Annotated in this window: 1 protein-coding gene; it reads right to left on the reverse strand. The window is 49.5% G+C overall.

All coding sequences use genetic code 11. The features are described from left to right. Positions 1-165: 165 nt before the first annotated feature. Positions 166-519: hypothetical protein (locus GVL03_RS19470; protein ID WP_159502592.1), on the reverse strand; the 354-nt coding region annotated here is incomplete at its 5' end.

Below are 519 nucleotides of genomic sequence, written 5' to 3' on the forward strand. Positions count from 1 at the left end.
AGCCTTGGCGATCCAGAGAGCTGCAGGAGCTGCAGAGAAGGTCAAAACCACGGCTCCTGCGAACAGGAGCCCGGGAAGACGCAATTTCCGCCGGTATTCGTCAACTCGTGTGAGTAGGACATGGCCCGGAGAAGCCAAAAGTTCCCATTTTTGCATTTCTACCTCTTAATCCTTGTGGAAAAAGTGAAACCACCTTCGTTTTCGAAGCTCAGTTTCAATTCTTAGTAACTCTCTCTGGCGAGCGAGTTTGTTTGCACTAAGTTCTAGTTCAGCTGTACGTGCTGCAATATTTTTTTCTAAGGCACTTGCCTCATCGACTAAACCTTGGATTCTTTTTTCAATCTCCTCTAGTCTTTCACTGCTACTCGAAAGGAGTTTCTCTCCATCCTCGCGAAGAGAAACACGGAGCGCATCGACCATCTTGGGAAGCAGCTCTGCGATAACTAGCGCGTCTCGGTTGGCGGCAGTTACTTTCTCTGCTGCTGTCTCAATTTGATCCGCCAGTTGGCCCACGTCGCG

It is taken from the genome of Microbacterium sp. 18062 (assembly GCF_902706225.1).
Classification (GTDB): Bacteria; Actinomycetota; Actinomycetes; order Actinomycetales; family Microbacteriaceae; genus Microbacterium.